General features: G+C 59.9%; 15 protein-coding genes and 1 tRNA gene. 10 read left to right on the top strand and 6 right to left on the bottom strand.

The window, feature by feature from the left end:
- The first annotated feature begins 140 nt into the window (after positions 1-140).
- The 3 genes from AB8A38_RS10690 (at position 141) to AB8A38_RS10680 (ending at position 5,268) form a co-directional block, all read left to right on the top strand.
- Positions 141-3,464 carry an adenylate/guanylate cyclase domain-containing protein gene (locus AB8A38_RS10690; RefSeq protein WP_439085959.1) on the top strand — a complete coding sequence of 1,108 codons (3,324 nt, stop codon included), beginning with the start codon at positions 141-143 and terminating at the stop codon, positions 3,462-3,464.
- A gap of 20 nt (positions 3,465-3,484) precedes the next feature.
- Positions 3,485-4,165: a peroxiredoxin-like family protein gene (locus AB8A38_RS10685; protein WP_315841192.1), complete on the top strand. Its 681-nt coding sequence runs from the start codon at positions 3,485-3,487 to the stop codon at positions 4,163-4,165.
- Positions 4,166-4,701: 536 nt separating this feature from the next.
- Positions 4,702-5,268, top strand: coding sequence for a hypothetical protein (locus AB8A38_RS10680; RefSeq protein ID WP_439085958.1), 567 nt, complete (start codon positions 4,702-4,704; stop codon positions 5,266-5,268).
- A gap of 425 nt (positions 5,269-5,693) precedes the next feature.
- On the opposite strand, the gene AB8A38_RS10675 is transcribed toward AB8A38_RS10680, so the two are convergent.
- Both AB8A38_RS10675 and AB8A38_RS10670 read right to left on the bottom strand, forming a co-directional pair.
- Positions 5,694-5,975 (bottom strand): hypothetical protein, encoded by a 282-nt coding sequence (locus AB8A38_RS10675; RefSeq protein WP_439085957.1) that lies wholly within the window; start codon positions 5,973-5,975, stop codon positions 5,694-5,696.
- A gap of 64 nt (positions 5,976-6,039) precedes the next feature.
- Positions 6,040-6,408, bottom strand: a complete 369-nt coding sequence (locus AB8A38_RS10670; RefSeq protein WP_439085956.1) for a hypothetical protein — start codon at positions 6,406-6,408, stop codon at positions 6,040-6,042.
- 170 nt (positions 6,409-6,578) lie between these two features.
- Between AB8A38_RS10670 and AB8A38_RS10665 the strand changes: the two genes are divergently transcribed.
- The 4 genes from AB8A38_RS10665 (at position 6,579) to AB8A38_RS10650 (ending at position 9,795) form a co-directional block, all read left to right on the top strand.
- Positions 6,579-7,064, top strand: coding sequence for a lysozyme inhibitor LprI family protein (locus tag AB8A38_RS10665; protein ID WP_439085955.1), 486 nt, complete (start codon positions 6,579-6,581; stop codon positions 7,062-7,064).
- Positions 7,065-8,410: 1,346 nt separating this feature from the next.
- Positions 8,411-9,208 carry an outer membrane protein gene (locus AB8A38_RS10660; RefSeq protein ID WP_439085954.1) on the top strand — a complete coding sequence of 266 codons (798 nt, stop codon included), beginning with the start codon at positions 8,411-8,413 and terminating at the stop codon, positions 9,206-9,208.
- Positions 9,209-9,470: 262 nt separating this feature from the next.
- Complete coding sequence (locus AB8A38_RS10655; RefSeq protein WP_439085953.1) at positions 9,471-9,599, top strand: hypothetical protein; 129 nt, start codon at positions 9,471-9,473, stop codon at positions 9,597-9,599.
- 22 nt (positions 9,600-9,621) lie between these two features.
- The gene (locus AB8A38_RS10650; protein ID WP_439085952.1) at positions 9,622-9,795 is read left to right on the top strand and encodes a hypothetical protein; all 174 of its coding nucleotides are present in this window, start codon (positions 9,622-9,624) and stop codon (positions 9,793-9,795) included.
- A 148-nt stretch (positions 9,796-9,943) separates the two neighbouring features.
- Here the strand turns inward: AB8A38_RS10650 and AB8A38_RS10645 are convergent.
- Positions 9,944-10,019: transfer RNA gene (locus AB8A38_RS10645), tRNA-Ile, on the bottom strand.
- 151 nt (positions 10,020-10,170) lie between these two features.
- Here AB8A38_RS10645 and AB8A38_RS10640 point away from each other — a divergent pair.
- Positions 10,171-10,383, top strand: coding sequence for a DUF1328 domain-containing protein (locus AB8A38_RS10640; protein ID WP_439085951.1), 213 nt, complete (start codon positions 10,171-10,173; stop codon positions 10,381-10,383).
- 31 nt (positions 10,384-10,414) lie between these two features.
- Here the strand turns inward: AB8A38_RS10640 and AB8A38_RS10635 are convergent, their stop codons facing one another.
- Complete coding sequence (locus tag AB8A38_RS10635) at positions 10,415-11,392, bottom strand: Bug family tripartite tricarboxylate transporter substrate binding protein (protein WP_439085950.1); 978 nt, start codon at positions 11,390-11,392, stop codon at positions 10,415-10,417.
- Positions 11,393-11,546: 154 nt separating this feature from the next.
- On the opposite strand from AB8A38_RS10635, the gene AB8A38_RS10630 reads away from it, so the two are divergent.
- Positions 11,547-12,512 (top strand): TAXI family TRAP transporter solute-binding subunit, encoded by a 966-nt coding sequence (locus AB8A38_RS10630; protein WP_439088495.1) that lies wholly within the window; start codon positions 11,547-11,549, stop codon positions 12,510-12,512.
- 8 nt (positions 12,513-12,520) lie between these two features.
- On the opposite strand, the gene AB8A38_RS10625 is transcribed toward AB8A38_RS10630, so the two are convergent.
- Both AB8A38_RS10625 and mobA read right to left on the bottom strand, forming a co-directional pair.
- Positions 12,521-13,729, bottom strand: a complete 1,209-nt coding sequence (locus AB8A38_RS10625; protein WP_439085949.1) for an ABC transporter substrate-binding protein — start codon at positions 13,727-13,729, stop codon at positions 12,521-12,523.
- Positions 13,730-13,784: 55 nt separating this feature from the next.
- Positions 13,785-14,417, bottom strand: coding sequence for a molybdenum cofactor guanylyltransferase MobA (gene mobA / locus AB8A38_RS10620; RefSeq protein ID WP_439085948.1), 633 nt, complete (start codon positions 14,415-14,417; stop codon positions 13,785-13,787).
- A 69-nt stretch (positions 14,418-14,486) separates the two neighbouring features.
- Here mobA and AB8A38_RS10615 point away from each other — a divergent pair, with 69 nt between their 5' ends.
- Positions 14,487-14,735 carry a sulfurtransferase TusA family protein gene (locus tag AB8A38_RS10615; protein ID WP_089267468.1) on the top strand — a complete coding sequence of 83 codons (249 nt, stop codon included), beginning with the start codon at positions 14,487-14,489 and terminating at the stop codon, positions 14,733-14,735.
- Positions 14,736-14,752: the final 17 nt, after the last annotated feature.

Genomic DNA, 14,752 nt, shown 5'->3' with positions numbered 1-14,752 from the left:
GCTATGATCCTCGTCGTCCATACTAGAACCCCCGCTTGCTCTTCCGACGCTGTGAGGCCATTCTTACCAAGGATCTAGGGCCCATTCGGTGAGGTCCAAGATCAGATCGCGCCATCGCGACTCCCGAGAGGTCTTGATCCATGACCTGCTCTCGTTGCGGTTTCGAGGTTCAGAGCGGCTTTGCTTTCTGCCCGAAGTGCGGTGCAAAGCAGCCGAACTCGTGCCCCAGTTGCGGCTATGTATGCGCACCCGATTTTACGTATTGCCCGAAATGTGGCGCCCACGTCGATGACGCCTATAATGCCGGCGACCGACGGGAGGCGTCATCACCGACGATTCCGGTAGGGCCTGATCGACCAGCGCTCACGCCGAGCCCGGTTGTCGAGATCGAGCGAGCATCTCGGCGAACACCCCACAAGGTCGATACCGAAGCGAACCGCCGCACCGTTACCGTGCTGTTTGCGGATCTCAGTGGCTTTACCACGATGAGCGAGCGGCTCGACCCGGAAGTCATGCAGACTCTTCAGAACGAATTGTTTGAGGAATTAACGGCAGCGGTGCAAAATTTTGGCGGCTTCGTGGACAAATTCATCGGCGATGCGCTGCTCGCACTGTTTGGTGCGCCGGCCGCGCACGAAGACGACCCTGAGCGGGCGCTCCGCGCGGCCCTCGACATGATCAAGCGAACGGCGCACCTGGGAGAACGTTTGAAGGCATACGCAGGTTCGCCGCTCGTGCTCCATATCGGTATCAACACCGGGCACGTGGTTGCGGGGGGACTTGGCGCGGGCGCTGCCAAATCCTATTCAGTGACCGGTGACACGGTGAATACCGCTCAGCGATTGCAATCGATGGCAGCCCCGGGCGAAGTGCTGGTGGGGCCGCTCACCTACCGCCTCACGCGGCATGCATTCTCGTATGAATCACTTGGCGACGTTGCGCTTCGCGGCAAGGTTGGCAGCGTCCTGGTACATCGTCTCAGGGGACCTCTCGACACACCACGTGCGGCACGAGGACTCGAAATACTGGGCCTTAGCGCGCCGCTGATCGGACGCGACGCAGAGATCGCCCGTATGATGGGGTGCCTTAATCTGGCGTGTGGCGGAGCTGCTCAACTGGTGCGGCTGATCGGCGAAGCCGGCATCGGAAAAACGCGCCTGATGAATGAGTTCGTTACCCGCGCTCGCGATGATGACCGCTTCGCGAGCGTGGCGATCCGACGGGCCGTTTGCTCGCCCCTGGGTGAGCAATCCTACGGTACCCTCGCCGCGGTGCTGCGCAGTGCCTACGGCATCGCGCACAAGGCTTCGGCGGCAGAGGCGCAGGCCAAGCTGGCCGAAGCGCTGTCGGAGCTTGGCCTGGCGACCGAAGAAATCGAGCGGCTGATGCCCCTCTATTTCTATGTTCTTGGTCTCGGCGACCCCGATGCCGCTTTGCAGCATGTTGAGCCGGAACAGCTCCGGCGACAGATTTTTTTCGCGATCCGCACAGTCTTCGAACGGCGTCTGGCCATATCGCCCCTCCTGATTATTGTCGAGGACCTGCACTGGGCCGATGCCGTGTCGCTTGAGGTGCTGCGGTTCGTGATGGATCGGCTGGAGCGCAGGCGGCTGATGCTATTGTTCACACACCGACCGACGCTTGAAATGGATCCGCTCGAGTCAAGTCGAATTAGCCATACAACGCTCCGGCTGGCACCCCTTTGCGTCGCTGACGGAAAAAAGCTGCTCGCGGCGTTCTTCGGTCACGGTTGGAATGGATATTCCGGAAATCTATTCAATCGAATTCTTGAACGCGCGAGCGGTAATCCGCTGTTCGTTGAAGAAATCATACGCGGTCTTATCGAAGCTGGCGTTTTAGCGCGTGACGGCTCGCATTGGCAGATCAAGTCCGATGAAGCGGCCGCTGACATCCCGGCGAGCATTCAGGCCTTGTTGCTCGCGCGAGTGGACCGACTGCCACACGACGTGCGTCGGTTGGCTCAGGAGGCAGCGGTCATCGGCCCGCGCTTTGATGCTGCTCTTCTCGGTGCCACGGCAACCGACCCGGTAAAAGTAGAGGCAGGGCTTGAGCTGCTGTGCGACGCCGAGATCGTCGAGGAGATCGCGGGGGCGAGCTCGATTTCGCTGCAATCCTATCGTTTCACGCAAACTCTACTTCAGGATGTAATCTACCAAAACCTCCTTCTGCAACGGCGTATTGAGATGCATGGGCGGATCGGCACTGCCCTGGAGCGGGTGTGCGGGGATGATCCCGAGCGGCTCGAAGACCTTACGCTGCTGGGACATCATTTCAGCCTCAGTGCGAGCAAGCCGAAGGGCGCATATTACCTGAGCGCAGCAGGTGATCGAGCGCGCGCGATCTACGCCAACGATGACGCCATCCGCCTTTATCAGCAGGCACTCGCCGTCTTGTTGACCTCTGGCGATCAAGGACCGGAACGGCTTGTGCTGTACGAACGAATTGCCGACCTGTGTGGAGCGGCAGGCCGGCGTGACACGGCCGACGAACATTACCAGACGGCATTGGGGGCCCACCGCGCGGCCGGGGACCGCGCCGCCGCGGCGCGAATACTTCGCAAGCTTGGTCGATTGATGTGGGACGCTGGCAAACGAACCAAGGCGGAGGCGCATTACGCCGAGGCGGCTGCGCTGCTTGAGGGAACGGATGCGCCGATCGAGTGGGCGCATCTCTTGCAAGAGCGCGGCCACCTCGCGTTTCGCACGGGCGATCACGCCGCGGCTGCGAGATGGGCAGACGATGCGCTGCGTTACGCTCAATCCGTGCCGCCGGACGTAAATATACAAGCCGGGCTTGAGGCGGCTCGCGCTACCGCAGAGGCGCTCAATACCAAAGGGGGTGCACTGGCGCGGCTGGGCCGAAGCCGGGAGGCCGTACGCGAGGTGGAGCGTAGCGTCGCAGTCGCCGAAGCCGCTGGCCTCCTCAGCGCAGCCTGTCGCGGTTACACGAATCTTAGTGTGCTCTACACGATGGTCGATCCGGCTCAAGCCATGGAGGTATGCCGGCGCGGCCTTGATGTCGCGCGCCGTATCGGAGATCTCGGCTTTCAGGCGCGTCTTCTTGCCAATCTCGCTGTCGCCTGTTGCACTTTCACGGACAGATGTGCCGACGAAGGCGTGCCGGCTGCCGAAAAGGCCATCGAACTCGACCGTGCACTCGATCAGCGCGAGCATCTCGCTGTTCCATTGATTGTGCTCGGACAAATTCATCAATGCCATGGCCAACCGGAACTTGCGGCCCGCTGCTACAATGAGGCAATTGAGGTGGCGCGCGAAACGGGCGAGCCACAGCAGCTCTTTCCATGTTATGATGGTCTTGCAACGCTGAACCTCGATCGAGGCGACATGCCTGAGGCCGAGCGGTATTTCGCTTTGGCGCACGATGTTTGCGCCCTCCACGGGCTTGATCCTGAAGCTCTGATCGTACTGCCATTTCTTGATTAGCAAACCGAAGGAGGTTGACCATGTCCGAACATCATGTCGATGGGCCACTCCACCCGGGCGACCGCGCACCGAACATTGTGCTGGATGCGATCACACGCGACGGCAAGATCGCGCTTGATGACTTTCGCGGCCACAGCCCAGTATTGGTCGGCTTATTCCGAGGCCTGCATTGCCCGTTCTGCCGGCGCCATCTCGCGACCCAAGCGCAACTTGACCCAGCCCTGCGCGAGAAAGGCGTCGAGAGTCTGGTGGTGGTCAACACGCCAATCGAGCGTGCGCGGCTCTATTTCCGTTATCATCCGTTGCCCAATCTGCTCGCCGCGTCCGACCCCGAGCGCGTTTCGCACCGCGCGTTTGGCTTGCCCAATCTCGAGTTTACGGAGAGTGAAAGCGAGTGGCCGCACAAGATAGGGATGGACGCTGTTATGACCATGCGGATAGACATGCCGGGCGAGCTGCCCGAGCCGATGAATCCAATGGCCGCGGCTGATCTCCTTAACAATAAGGACGGCTACGAAATGACCGAGGCCGACGAGCACATGAAGGCAACTGGCCATGGCCAACTCTTTGGCCAATTCCTGCTTGATCGGGAGGGTATCGTGCGCTGGAGCTTTACCGAAGTTCCCGAGGATGGCCGTCGCATGTTTGGAGCTCCGACCCCCCGAGAGCTGATGTCGGCCGCCTCCCAGGTTGCAGGCTAAGTATCATAGCGCGTTTTGACGTGTAATTCTGCCGCGGGCGGTACTCGGACTGTCGCGATAAGCGTGTTCTGTCCGGCCAAAGCGCGAGACTTGGCTGTGCTTCGCAAGCTTGCGATATCCGGATGGAGTCATTCGCGTCCGTACGAGCGCGCAATGTACATGTCCGTTAAATCCTAACGAGCCGACATTCGCGCGATCAACGACTTGGTCGGCGAAGCGCCGTGAGCTGAGCGGCGCCGTAGGCGCGCGCCGCTTGGCCGCCCGAACGTCCTTTCTCAGTTTGCCCCAATAGCAGACATCGTGGCCCTCGCCCTAGGGAGAATTTGCCCTTCAATATTATTGTTGTCGAGAGGGCAGGCGGGATCGCGCCAGTGCACGCAAGTAGCACCGGTCTGGCGCTTGATTAGGCCATACTGTCATTTCCCCGCATGACGCGCGCACGATGTCTATTGATCTTGAACGTTCAGCCACAACTGGATTGCTCGCGCGGCACGCATCCACTCGCTGGAGCCTTCGGGCGCGCTTCTGGCGTGCTGATGACCGGCAAGCTCGCGGATCGCGGCCAAGGCGGCTCGTTCGGCGTCGGTCATCGCAGCAGACGCGTGCGGCGTCGGTTGCTCGGTGGCCAGGCCGTTAAGCAGAATGCGGGCTTCATGGTCGGTGCTGATCGCGGCGACCTTCAAGATCGATCGACAGTAACGGCCTTTGATGAGGCTTCGTTCGTCGCCCGTTTGGGCGCTCTGTCGGTCAAACCCGTTCGTATTGGTCAAAATGCCGCCTTGGTCGGTGAGACCATAGAACAGGCAGTTGCCAGCTTAGTTCCTGCTCACAAAGGCAGATCAAACCGATTTCAGGCTGTACCGGGAGCGAAGCTGCTTTTGGATGCGCGCCACGGTGGTCGCAAGTTCAGGGTGACGCCGACAGTCGGCAGCGTTAGTCAGCGCCGTCCAATTATTACCACCGGGGACAATTGCAATCGTGGCGCTTGGCACGGCCGTTCCTGCAAGCTTCTCGTGAAAGAGCCAGATCAGCTCGTCGGCGGGAATTGGCTTCTTAGGCATGATGGTCCGGGTCTGAGCGCGTCGTTGCGAAATCAAGCCTAGCCCGGCCCATGCTCTGCTCAAGTCGATATGTTTTGCAGGTGATATAAATGAGTGCACCGTCCGTATCTAAATTTCATGCAGCCCCACGCGTTTTGGGAGAGCTTCGTCCCGAGGCGGCAATCCCAGTATTTCTCCACCATGATGCCCGCTATCAGGATAGCGAAGCACACGAGACAAAACACTGCCAGCCGACTGTCTGCTTTCATGCCGGCCACTTTAGTCGATGCGGGAAAAAGCCCCAAGCGCGGGCATCGCTTGGGGCAGTTACTTGATGTCCAGCGGAAATGCCGCCGGCCGCTCAAAATAGATCGGCTAGGCCCTGGTTGTAAATTTCAGCATTTGATCGAGGCTATGTCATACGGCATGGAACGCGTTGTGGTTGCGCAATTGTTCATTGGTCGTGTGCGCGGAGATGCAGCGGCTCATCAGGCGCCTGTCTGCGACCAGCCAAATATAGCGACGTAGAGACAGGCGAGGAGAAGCAGCACTTCCAGGCCGATGGATACCCAAAACCGCGTTGGAGTGGCGTCGCGATGAACGGCCAGTGCAGCTCGGTCCCTAAACGAGTCTAAAATCCAGTTCACCCCATCGGGTTCGAAGGGCACGAATGTCCCGTCGGTAAGCCCGCGGCGAAGTGTGCGGTAGGTATCGAAACACAAATAAGCTGCAACAACGCGGGCGACAATTTCATAGAAGAAAAACTGCATGGGGTTGGGCGCTCATCAATCTTTGAATAGAGCGTCACTGGGATTGGTCGTGACTCCAGGCCGCTCATGCATTTACGCTTCTTATTGATTTATCTGACAGCCAAGAACACACCGCGGCTGGAACTGCTCCTAAAAGAATGGCCATCACAACTGACCAAAACTCCGCGAACCCACTCCAGAGAAAGATCAGGACTGACGCGGACATCAGACCTCCCACGGCCGTCGTTTTCAAAACGTGGAGAGGCTTTTTCGATAGTGCCCGGTCCACCCCCGCCATCAACAACGCCGGGATAGTCGCAATCGGATACGACGCAATCAGCCATGCCAACAGATCTACGCTCGATGGAATGCCTTTCGAGACCACGTCAGGGGCGTTGAAAACAAGCATCCCGAGAGGCGGGAAGAGAGCCGCGAAAATCAGAAAGCGCTTCATGCTACCTTGGTCTGTCTTGGAGGGGATTTTGTTCAACTTCTAAGTCGCATGAACCCAGCGTTGCCGACGGCGCGCCGGCGCGTGATTTAATCGAGGCCGCCGTCATATTTCACATTCAGCTGAACCAACGCTGGGCCTTCGAAGACCAAAGTCGCGAACGGAGATCTCCAATGAAGCTCAAACTTGCCGCCGCGATGCTCGCCGCAAGCCTCGCGCTCGCATCGATGGCTTTCGCCCAAGGCACCGCGCCCGCCGACGTTAAAGTGATCGATGCCTGCCTGAAGACCGCGGAGGAAACCGGCGGTTTCGGCGGCGCGTGCGTCGGGCTCGTCGCCGACCCCTGCATCAAAGCGGCAGACGGCGCGAATGACGACGTCGCCAAATGGAAAGCCTGCGCGGCGCGCGAACTCGCCATTTGGACGCAGAAAACCAATGAGACGCTAAAGAAGGTTCAGGCCGGCGGGTTCGCCGACGTGATCAAGGCGGTCCAGGACTCGGAGAAAACTTTCGCCGCGTCGCGTGATCGCTTCTGCGCGGTCTTCGACAAAGTCGAGCCCGGCATGTACCGGGGCAGTGCGAGCTACTGCCGCCTGCGCGAGACCGCCAACCGCTCGCTGAGCCTGATCAAGCTCGGCGCTGCGGTCAACGAGCACTGAGACCCCTTAGCCCCGCCCTGCGGCCGCAATATGCGTTCAGCCATGCTGCTTAAAGTCTAACCATTCTTATTACATGACCGCGGGGCCACGAGCCGGTTCCACTGGCGTCAGGACTTCTTGCGCCGTTGGGCGTCGACCATGTCTTGAACAGTCGCGCCGATAGGCAGTCTGTGTCGTCGCAGCACTGTCCAGGCCACAACAGCAAGGAAAGCAGCCCCCATAATTGCGGCGAGGACAGGCGGGGATTCCGGGGACAGAACACGCACCGTTTCGTTGGCGGTCGAAATTCAGCGCTTCGTGAACCGATACCAACAGTCTGTGTGGCCACTTTGAGAACGACTCGGCTATCTCGTTGAGATTCCACGATCCCGCATTTTGAAAACGACTCGATTTTGACTTTAAGAACGACTCGATACCCCCGTTTTTCGCTTTGAGAACGACTCGATTTCGCAAGACACCGAGAATCCGCTGTTATTCGCGCTAGTTTTTTCCGGAGAGAGACGCAGACGCTGGTTCTTGTGAACGCCAGCGGGTTCGTCCTCTCCATACTGTCCACCGAAGATGACCTCGTTATGTAGACTTCGCAGCCAGTGAACGCCGAGCCGTTCTTGGAAAGAGAATCCCGAGTGCTTGGTGGATACCGAACCCACACTCGATTGCTGCTCGCGCATTGCAAGGCAATCGACGAGATGGCCGGCGCTATCACCGGGAGGCGCAGTATTTTTACGCAAAGCCGCATAGTCTTTGCGTCGGCTTCCGTGAGCCACCTAAGGATTGAGGTCGTAGGGCCATCGGTCCAGGTGCGGCTTCATCAACCTCGAAGGAGGAAGGCATACGCGCCTAACACTGCTAACCCGCCTACGAGGAGCCAAACGACGAGGCCGATTGTCAGCATTTTGGCTGGGGCAGGAGTGTGATCGGTCTGTGGAGTTTCGTGAGGGGCGACGGCTGTTTCTTGATCGGCTGGCATCGGACACATCCTTGTGGCCGCACCTTGCCGTCATGGATGAACGAACGGCTTGCAGATCGTAACGTTCCGGCATCCCGCCATTTTACCCGATGGCGGGGAGAGCGTCATCGTTCTCCTAGGATCGCGAAATTAACGACCGTCCGGGCTAGCCGCATAACAGCCGCCGCGACTGTACTGCTGGACCGGCAGAAGTTGCTCGGCTCCTAATTTCAGCCGACTGCAGCCCGCGCGAGAATTAATAACGCTGAAATGACGGTCCACTGACGTAATTGGCGGACCAACAAGCTGTGTGTTGCTGCCCCGCTACAGCCAACATCCCCAGACTCCTCCACGGTTCCATCACTGGATTTTTAGTTTTTATCTTGGGAGTGAACTTATGAAGAGCATTTTGGCTGCGGCCACACTTATCGCACTTGGCACGGTGTCGGCCTCTGCCGCTGATATGGCAGCACGCCCATACACCAAGGCGCCCGCCATGGCTCCGATGTGGGACTGGTCAGGATTTTATATTGGCGGCAACGTCGGTTATGGCATCAGCCGATCGCCGTCGACCAACTCGCTCGTCGCTCCGTTTACGCCTCCGTTATCTGTTTTGGCTTCGTCGGATAGGCTCACAGCTGACGGCGTCATCGGCGGCGGCCAGATTGGTTGGAACAAGATGTTTGCGCCGAATTGGCTGTTTGGCATCGAGGCCGACATTCAGGCAGCCGATCAAAAAGGTAGCTCGGTTATTTCCGGTGCCTTCTTTGGCCCACCAGCAGCAACCATTTCAGCTGAGACACGCCTGAATTGGTTCGGAACGGTCCGCGGACGCCTTGGTTGGACCGCGACGCCTGACACGCTTCTCTACGTCACTGGCGGCTATGCTTACGGTGAAACCGAACAGCGCAACTTCAGCAGCATCCCAGAGAACGGCGTTCCCTTTATCGCTGGATCATCTGTTAAAAGCGTGAAGGGTGGTTGGACGGTCGGCGGCGGCATCGAAACCCGTATTTGGAATAACAATTGGACGGCCAAGGCCGAGTATCTTTATATGGACCTCGGCACACAAGGCACCTCCAATTTTGTTCAGGTCGCCGGTGCTGCTGGCTTGAGCCAGGTCTCGAACTCGGAGTTTAAGGACCACATCGTTCGTGTTGGCGTGAACTATAAGCTCGGCAACTGGGCTTACTAAGCTTTATCTAGTTTCCAGAAGACCAAACTGAAAACCCGGCGTAGTCCGGGTTTTTTTCGTCTTGATCGAGGTGGTGCTATTCGTGAGTGCGGAGGCTGTGCAATGTAGGCCAGCAATGAGAACCAGAGGAGGATTGCCAAAAGAGCTCCGGCGTAGATGATTGCTAACATACTCCATCCTACCATCTTCGCCGAGGTGACCCGCGCGATCCCTCATGTTATCATGAAGTTTCGGGAGACCTTACCGGGGCCGGTAAGATGGCATGCCAACCTATCTCGTTAGAATAATCGAGACCCGCGACCTCGTCGGGGTCTTCTCTGCCGACAACATCGTTCAGCTCATCGACATCGTTGACGAGTGGACCGATCCCGATCGCTATCCCTCAGGATGACGATGGCGGAGAGCCAGATCCTATGCCGTGGGGTGACGCCAGCATTACTGAAACTTGGTGGGACTATTTCTACGGATACGCGGCCTATCGCTGGAAGCGGTTCTTTCCTGACGATCCGCCGAAGCCTAAACAGCCCGCGCTGCCGCAACGTCCGGAACCAGGGCATGTGGTGTCGTTCAAGAAGAAGCGTGAATGACGTTGACATGGTCGATGTCTCGCTGGGTGATTTAGCCAAGAACGAAGGTGGGGGATACCGGAGACAAAACACGCACTGTTTCGTTGGCGGATTCGTTGGCAGCCGAAATTCAGTGCTTCGTGAACCGATACCAACTATCTGAAATCATTGGTGGGCCCGGCAGGACTCGAACCTGCAACCAGACCGTTATGAGCGGTCGGCTCTAACCATTGAGCTACAGGCCCCGCCGGCGTCCAGCGGGCGTGAGAACCGGGGACGGCGGTGCAGGCATTCCTTATATCGGCCATCGCCTGTGGGCAATGCCGCGTTCCCGGGGGCGGAACTTTGGCCGGGCGGTGGCGTTTGTCTGCGCAATTTCAACGTTGGGAGGCGCGGGTGTTTCGCTGGGCTGTCATCTGTCTGATCATTTCCCTGATTGCCGGCGGCCTCGGCCTCGCCAACATCTCGGCTTTCGCCAAGAAGCTCTCGATCATCCTCTTTGCGCTGTTCTTCCTCGGCTTCCTGGCTTTGCTGGGCTTCGCCTATCTGGTCGCCGGGGCGGTCAGCAGCTCGGAGCTGCTGCCCGCCATGGTCGCCGTGAGTGTCTAGCTCAGTCGCCCCGGGATCAACCGACCTTGGCTCAGTCGACTGACACGCCGGCGAATTCCACCACCTTGCGCCACTTCTCGGTTTCGGCGGCAACCAGCTTGCCGAATTCCTCAGGCGTCATCGGCTTCGGCACGCCGCCGGTCTCGGCGAGCCGTGCGATCAGCTTCGGATCCTTCAGCGCTTCGCCCACAGCCTTGTTGAGGGTGGCAATCACCTCGGGCGGCGTGCCCTTCGGCGCGGAAATGCCGTAGAAGCCGATGGACTCGAAGCCTGGCACCGTCTCGGCAATGGCCGGGACGTCCGGCACGATGGGCCAGCGTTGCGGCGAGGTGACGCCGAGCGCGCGGACGGTGCCGCCCCGCGACTGTTCGAGCGCCGTGGGCAGGTTGTCGAAGATCAACTGCACCTTGTTGGAGATGATGTCAGGAAAGGCGATCGCCGAGCCGCGATAGGGCACGTGGATCATGTCGCATTTGGTCATCGCCTTGAACAATTCGGCTGACATATGCACCGAGGTGCCATTGCCCGATGACGCATAGGAGATCTTGCCGGGATTGGCCTTGCAGTAGTCGATGAACTCCTGGACCGTTTTTACGGGCATGCCATTCGACACCACCAGCATATTGGTGAGCTGCATGATGCTGGCGACCGGCACGGTATCGCGGATGAAGTCATAGGGCAGCTTCTTGTAGAGCGAGGCCGAGATTGCGTTGTTCGGCGCGACGAACAGCAACGTGTAGCCATCCGGCGCCGAGGTCACGGCCGCGGCAGCGGCGAGGTTGCCACCGGAGCCTGCGCGGTTCTCGACGACGAATTGCTGGCCGAAATGATCCGACAGCCACTGTGCCATGATCCGCGCCACGATATCGACAGGGCCGCCGGCAGCGAAGCCGATTAGCCAGCGCACAGGGCGATCGGGATAGCCGGCGGCAGAGGCGGGGAGGGTCGTCGTGGTAAGGCTCGCGAAGCCGACGAGACACAGCGCAGCAGCACGCAGAAAAGCGATCATAGTTCCTCCCAGACATGGAAATCGCAGCGCTGATGCGCGACGTCGTTCGATCGGGCTTGCCGCCCGTTACCGCCATGCTTTCATAGAATTCGGATTTTGCCTACAAGCTTGGTCGAACGATGCAGGCCGAACGACGTCGAGGTACCCCATGAAAATGATGCCGCTTGTTTGCGCAGCATTCCTGACTGTCACAACGGCCATTGCGCTGGAGGGAGCCAAACCGATGCCGACCACCACCCCTCTCAGCTTGAGTCTCGGTACGGCGACGCCCGGCGGCGGTTTCCCGCTCTATGGCGATGCCTTTGCCGAGGTCATGAACAAGGCCGATCCGTCGCTGACGCTGGCGACGCGCAACACCAAAGGGTCGACCGAGAACATCCCGTTGCTCGAAGCCGGCCAGCTCGATCTTGCGCTGGTGGCCGGTGAACCTGCTTATGAAGCGTTCAAGGGCATCGGCCGGGCGCCGACGAAGCTGAAGATCATTACGGCGCTGTATTCCAACCCCGGCATGTTCGTGGTGCGTGCCGACAGTCCCTACAAGACGATCCGCGATCTTGTCGGCAAGCCGATCGCCTTCGGTGCGAAAGGCTCCGGCCTCGTGTTCCTGTCGCGCTATGTGCTGGACGGACTCGGCCTCGATCAGGACAAGGATTTTCAGGCGGTCTATCTCGACCGCGCGGGCGACGGTCCGGCGATGGTGCAGGACGGCCGCGTGGCCGCATTATGGGGTGCAGGCCTGGGCTGGCCCGGCTTCAAGGCGATGAGCGAAAGCCCCGGCGGCGCCCGCTTCATTGCGCCCGATGCGGCGGAGATCGCGCAGATTCGTGCCAAGCACGCTTTCCTCAAGCCGATGCTGGTCGAAGCGAACAGCTATCCGAACCAGCCGGCGCCGATCGCATCGGTGGGCTCGTGGAGCTACATCCTGGCGCGCGAAACGCTGCCGGATGATGTCGCCTATCGGCTGGCGAAGACGCTGCACGGCGCCGAAGCTACGCTGGGCGCACGACTCGCACAGGCGAAGGAGACGACGGCTAGTAACACGGTGGCGTCAGCGCCTGATGTGGCGCTGATCCATCCGGGTGTGCTGAAGTATTTCAAGGAGATCGGGGTGGCGAAGTAGTTGGTCGTCTACTTCTTCCCCAACACACAAGCCGGGTCCGGCGGCCCGAATGCCTCCTCGCCGGAAATCTTTGCGAGGATCTTGTAGTAGTCCCACGGATACTTGGACTCTTCGGGTGACTTGACCTGCACCAGCATCAGGTCGTGCACCATCAACCCGTCCTCGCGCAGCCTGCCGTTGCGCGCGAAGAAATCCTCGATCGGCTTCTCGCGCATCTTGGCGGCGACCTTCAGCGGTTCGTCTGTGCCGGCCTCCTTGATGGCGTTGAGATAGACCATGGTCGACGAATAGACACCGGCCTGCCACATGGTGGGCATGCGCTTGGTCTTCTCGAAGAAACGCTTCGACCAGGCGCGGGTCTTGTCGTCCATGTCCCAGTAAAAGGCGGTGGTCAGCAGCAGGCCCTGTGCGGTCTGTAGCCCCAGCGAGTCGATGTCGGTGATCAGCGCCAGCAGCGCGGCCATCTGCTGGCCGCCCTTGAACACGCCGAATTCGCCGGCGGTCTTGATCTCGTTGATGTTGTTCGGCGGCCCACCGGCGATGCCGATGATCTTGGCCTTCGAGGCCTGCGCCTGCAGCACGAAGGACGAGAGGTCCGACGCGCCGAAGGGCGGACGCACCGAGCCGATCACCTTTCCGCCGGTCTTGGTGACGACGGCAGATGCATCGCGCTCCAGCGCATGGCCGAAGGCGAAATCGTCGGTGATGAAGAACCAGCTGTCGCCGCCGCGCTTCACCACTTCCTGCGCGGTGCCGACGGCGAGCGCGCGGGTGTCGAATACCCATTGCATCGTATAGGGCGAGCAGAACTTGCCGTGGAAGTCCGCAGCGCCCGTCGAATGGGTGATGAATAGGCGCTTGCGGTCGTTGGCGACGTTCTGCACAGCGAGACCGACGGCAGACACCGGCACGTCGACGATGAGATCGACCTGATCGACATCGTACCAGCGCCGCGCAAGCGATGCGCCGACATCGGGCTTCAACTGATGATCGCCGATGATGATGCTGATCGGCTTGCCGAGTACGGTGCCGCCGAAATCATCGACGGCCATCTGTGCGGCCGTCACCGAACCCTGGCCGGAGGGCGTCGAGGCCGGGCCGTTCATGTCGGTGAGCACGCCGATCTTGACGACGTCGTCGGAGATTTGCGCCGAGGCGGTTGATGCGAGGAGAGCGAAGGCAAGACCAGATATCACGGACAGCGAAGTACCGCGCATGAAGTTTCTCCCATATGTCGCGACACTTCGGCCGCGTGATGGAAGTGAGCTTAGGTCAGCCCCGGTCGTCGAGCAATGCAAGCCGCTCGGCTTCCGCGATGTCATCCATCGTATTGGCATTGAAGAATGGATCGACGGGATCGGCTGGCCATTCCACGGTGGCGAGACGATAGCGTGCCGTCCAGCGTCCGACCTTGCGGATATCGTCATTGACGAGCGCGTGCCGTAACTCACGGCGCAGGGAGACGTCCCACAAGCCGATGACGGGGTGCGACTGTCTTGCGGACGAGGCAACAGCAAGCTGCGCATTCTCCGCGATGCGGGCGTGATGCAAACGGGTAACAAGATCGCGCGGCAGGAACGGGCAGTCGCCGGCGACGCTGAGCATCCATGTGACGTCCGGCCGGTTGGCGGCCGTCCATTCCAGACCCGCAAGGATGCCGGCGAGGGGGCCGGGAAAATCCGCGACGTCGTCGGCAATCACGGGCAGTCCGAAGGACGCAAATCGCGCGGGATCCCCGTTGGCGTTCAGCACCAGTCCGTCGCATTGCGGTGCGACGCGCGCGATCACGCGGGCCAGGATCGTCGTGCCGCCAATCTCGCGCATCGGCTTGTCGCCGCCGCCCATCCGGCGAGCCAGACCGCCCGCGAGAAGCACGCCCAGAGTGGCCGGATATGTGTTCGTCATCGCCATACCGCTGCATATGACATTTGACGCCAGCCCGATATAACCAGTTGCACCAAGTGGAACCGCGCGATGCCTGTGACCAAGCTCGACCTGACCGGATTGAAATGCCCGTTGCCGGCGTTGATGACGCGCAAGGCGATGAAGGCACTGTCGGTCGGCGACCGGCTCGAAGTCCACTGCACGGACCCCCTGGCAGTGATCGACATCCCCGCGTTGATCCAGCAGAGCGGTGATCAGATCGAGACCTCTGAACGCAGCGGCGATGTGATGATCTTCTTCATCGAAAAACGAAATGCTGCGATTGCAAATCGCGATTGAATTGCTGCGATGCAGTG

It is taken from the genome of Tardiphaga sp. 839_C3_N1_4 (assembly GCF_051811045.1).
GTDB lineage: Bacteria > Pseudomonadota > Alphaproteobacteria > Rhizobiales > Xanthobacteraceae > Tardiphaga.
This window is presented reverse-complemented; position numbering and strand designations above follow the sequence as displayed.